Below are 3,998 nucleotides of genomic sequence, written 5' to 3'. Positions count from 1 at the left end.
GTACGACAGAGCCCGGCGTGAGGTCGAGGCACGCTGTATCCGAGCCGGTGAGGACGCGCTCATGCAGACCGGGATCGCGGAGATGCACCCCGAGCTGATCGCCCTGCTCGGACGCCTGCGCTATCGGACCAGCTATGGGCAGAACGTTCTCGCGCACCTGGTCGAGTGTGCCCATCTGGCGGGGATCATGGCGGCTGAGCTGCGGCTGCCCCCAGCCCTGGCCAAGAGGGGAACATTGCTGCATGATCTTGGCAAGGCCCTGACCCACGAGGTGGAGGGCAGCCACGCCCTCATCGGTGCCGAGATCGCCCGGCGCTACGGTGAGGATGAGGAGGTCGTTCATGCTGTCGAAGCGCATCACAACGAGGTTGAGCCACGGTCGATCGAGGCCGTGCTGACCCAGGCCGCCGACCAGATCTCCGGTGGGCGACCGGGCGCTCGCCGGGAGAGCCTGGAGTCCTACGTCAAACGGCTCGAGCGCATCGAGCAGATTGCCGGCGAGCGCCCGGGTGTCGAGAAGGTGTTCGCGATGCAGGCCGGCCGCGAGGTCCGGGTGATGGTCGTATCGGATCAGGTCGATGATATTGCCACCCATATGCTGGCTCGGGACGTCGCCAAGCAGATTGAGGACGAACTGACCTACCCCGGTCAGATCCGGGTCACCGTCGTCCGGGAGACCCGCGCCGTTGAAGTCGCCCGTTAGCGGGCTGGGAGCGTCCGGCTTGCGCGCCGTAGGCTGGCTGGGTGAGTCCCCGCAGCTATCAGGTCCGGACGTTCGGCTGTCAGATGAACGTCCACGACTCCGAACGCATCGCCGGCATGCTTGAAGCTGCCGGCTACGTACCGGTCGAGACCGGAGCCGAGGTCACGCCCGATCTGGTGGTCTTCAACACATGCGCGGTCCGGGAGAACGCTGACAACCGCCTCTACGGCAATCTCGGCCAGATGTACCCGGCCAAGCAGCGCCACCCGGGCATGCAGATCGCAGTCGGTGGCTGCCTCGCACAGAAGGACCGCTCGCTGATCACCGAACGTGCCCCCTGGGTGGACGTCGTGTTCGGTACCAACAATCTACACAGGCTGCCCGTCCTGCTGGAGCGGGCCCGGCACAATGCGGTGGCCGAGGTCGAGATCGCCGAGGTGTTGGAGGTCTTCCCCAGCGCGCTTCCCGCCAAGCGGGTAGCGCACCATTCGGCCTGGGTGAGTATCAGCGTCGGCTGCGACAACACCTGCACCTTCTGCATCGTGCCGAGCCTGCGCGGCACGGAGACCGACCGTCGCCCCGGGGACATTCTCGCCGAGGTCGAGGCGCTGGTCGCCGAAGGCGTTCTGGAGATCACTCTGCTCGGCCAGAACGTGAACTCCTATGGCCGGTCGCTGGGCGACCCGGGGGCGTTCGCGACATTGCTGCGCGCCTGCGGGACGATCGACGGCCTGGAGCGGGTCCGGTTCACCTCGCCGCATCCGCGCGACTTCACCGATGACGTGATCGAGGCGATGGCGGTGACGGAGGCCGTGTGTCCGCAGCTGCACATGCCGTTGCAGTCGGGATCGGACGCGGTGCTGCGGCGGATGCGCCGTTCCTACCGCCAGGAGCGTTTCCTCGGGATCGTCGAGCGGGTACGGGCGGCGATGCCCCACGCCGCGATCACCACCGACATCATCGTCGGCTTCCCCGGGGAGACCGAGGCAGATTTTGCCGACACCCTGCATGTGGTCCGCGAGGCGCGGTTCGCCAGTGCTTTCACGTTCCAGTATTCCAGGCGAGCGGGCACCCCGGCGGCGACCATGGACGGGCAGGTCGAACCTGCGGTCGTGGCGGAGCGCTATGACCGGCTGGTGGCTGTTCAGGAGGAGATCTCCTGGGAGGCCAACCGTATGATCGTCGGTGAGCGGGCGGAGGTTCTGGTTGTCGAGGGCGAGGGACGCAAGGACGCCGCCACCGGGCGACGATCCGGCCGGGCCCGCGACGGTCGCCTTGTCCATCTCCGGCCACCAGCGTCGTCCGGCAGCTCCGATCCCGGGATACGGCCTGGCGACGTGATGGAGACTGTGATCACCAGAGCCGCACCGCACCATCTGGTGGCGGACGGGCCGCCGTTGACCCACCGGCGGACCAGGGCGGGTGACGTCTGGCAGGCCGCACAGCGCTCGCCGAGTCACGACGGCGACGCCGGGATGACTCGCCGGTCGACCGACCTCGGCATGCCTACGCGCCGCCGGTGACGCTGGTTGCGGCGGCGGTTTGCCCGCATCCACCGTTGCTCATCCCCGAGGTTGCGCGAGGCGAACCCGTGGCGGTGCGAGAGGCGGCGATCCGGGCCATCCGCCGGCTGGTCGGGTGGAACCCGGACGTCCTCGTCGTTGTCGGCGACGCCCCACGGACCGCAGCCTACGCGGCCGGTCAGTCGGGATCGCTGGCCGGTTTCGGGGTACCACGATCGGTTACGCTGGGGCGGGCGACCCACCATGGTCGGCAATGCGGTGGCCAGCCGACATCGTCGTTGTCGTTGTCGTTGACGGTCGGAGCCTGGCTGCTCGAACAGACGTCGTGGCGGGGGGACGTCGCCGGCTTCGGTGTGAGCGCGATGACCGCCGTGCGGGATGCCGTGCAGATCGGCGTCGCGTTGGCCCGCTGGGCGGCCCGGGTCGCGTTGTTGGTGATGGCGGACGGCAGCGCCAGGCGGACGGCCGCTGCACCCGGGGGATTCGACGAGCGCGCCGCGGCCCATGACGCAACGGTGGCGGCGGCGTTGGCCGCCGCCGACGCGTCCGCGCTGCTGCGGCTCGAGCCCGACCTCTCCCGTGAGCTGATGGCGGCGGGGCGTGCGTCGTGGCAGGTGCTGGCCGGCGCGAGCCTGGTTGCCGGATCGAGCAACACGCACGTACGGTCATGTGTGTCTCGCGCTGAGTACGTTGATGCACCCTACGGTGTGGGGTACGTGGTCGCCTTCTGGGAATGGGGGAGTCGCTAGCCATGCTCTCGACGCCGACGGAACTGCCACCAGGGGTGCGGCGCCTGACCTGTGCGGGTCTCGCGGCGCTGCGAGCCGGTTCCCCGGCGGACCCACCGGTCGTCCTGCTGCCCGGCTACACCGGGAGCAAAGAGGACTATCTGATGATCATGACAGGGCTGGCGCAGGCCGGGTTCAACGTCATCGCGGTCGATCAGCGCGGCCAGTACGAGTCGTCTGCCGCCGATCCGGAACGGGACTGCACGGTCACGGCTCTTGCCGAGGATGTCGGACGGGTGGTTGACGACATCGGCCAGCCGGTGCATCTGCTGGGCCATTCCTTCGGCGGTCTCGTCGCCCGCGCCGCGGTCATCAGCCGGCCCTCGTCCGCGGCGAGCCTGGTGCTGCTCTGCTCCGGCCCCGCCGGCATCGTCGGCGCCCGCCGGATCGCGCTGCGAGCCATGCGGGTCGTCTACGACCGCAGCGGTCGCGACGCGGTGTGGGCCGCGGTGCGCGCTGCGGACACCACCGTCTACCCGCCCGGCGGCCGGGAGTTCCTCGAGCATCGCTTCTTCGCCAGCAGCGATGTCGGGCTACGGGTCATGAGCGAACAGCTCCTCGACGAGCCTGACCGGGTCGGCGATCTCGCCGCCGCGACCGGCGCGGTCGACACGCCTGTTCTGGTCGCACACGGCATCGCCGATGACGCCTGGCCGCCGCATTTGCAGGCGGACATGGCGGCGCGCCTCGGTGCCCGCTACGAAGTGATCCCTGGGGCCGCGCACTCACCTGCGGCCGAGAGTCCCCGGGCTACCGAGGCTGTGTTGATCGATTTCTGGCTGAAACACGGCGAGCGCAGCGGCGAGGCCGACCGGTACCCGGGCCCGCACCTCGGTGCCGTCCGCGGTGTGCCGCAGATCGAGGACCTCGCCGTCGGCGTAGACCCGTGACACCAGATCCCCGCGGGCGAACGGTACGAGCACGCATACCTCCACCGCCGGGTGGGGCACACGTTCGGTCAGCGTCTCCACCAGGGTGGACAGG

4 protein-coding genes are annotated in these 3,998 nt (G+C 69.3%); all 4 read left to right on the top strand.

Annotated features, from left to right (window positions below; all coding sequences use genetic code 11):
- A partial coding sequence (locus U9979_RS19845; protein WP_322780574.1) for an HDIG domain-containing metalloprotein occupies nt 1–703 on the top strand: 703 nt, incomplete at its 5' end.
- A gap of 83 nt (nt 704–786) precedes the next feature.
- Complete coding sequence (gene miaB, locus U9979_RS19840) at nt 787–2,226, top strand: tRNA (N6-isopentenyl adenosine(37)-C2)-methylthiotransferase MiaB (protein WP_416220264.1); 1,440 nt, start codon at nt 787–789, stop codon at nt 2,224–2,226.
- Entirely contained in the window at nt 2,223–2,975 is a 753-nt protein-coding gene (locus U9979_RS19835; protein ID WP_322780573.1) for a hypothetical protein, read from the top strand. Before miaB ends, U9979_RS19835 begins: the two co-directional genes overlap by 4 nt.
- 2 nt (nt 2,976–2,977) lie before the next feature.
- Complete coding sequence (locus tag U9979_RS19830) at nt 2,978–3,904, top strand: alpha/beta hydrolase (RefSeq protein WP_322780572.1); 927 nt, start codon at nt 2,978–2,980, stop codon at nt 3,902–3,904.
- The last annotated feature ends 94 nt before the right edge of the window (nt 3,905–3,998 follow it).

This window comes from Protofrankia sp. Cas4 (genome assembly GCF_963555915.1).
Classification (GTDB): Bacteria; Actinomycetota; Actinomycetes; order Frankiales; family Frankiaceae; genus Protofrankia.
Note: the sequence above shows the minus strand (reverse complement) of the source record. Positions and strands in the feature narration are given on the sequence as shown.

Bases quoted from the DNA above. Each gene is read 5' to 3' on its own strand.
- miaB (WP_416220264.1), top strand. From the start codon at position 787: ATGAACGTCCACGACTCCGAACGCATCGCCGGCATGCTTGAAGCTGCC.
- U9979_RS19830 (WP_322780572.1), top strand. From the start codon at position 2,978: ATGCTCTCGACGCCGACGGAACTGCCACCAGGGGTGCGGCGCCTGACC.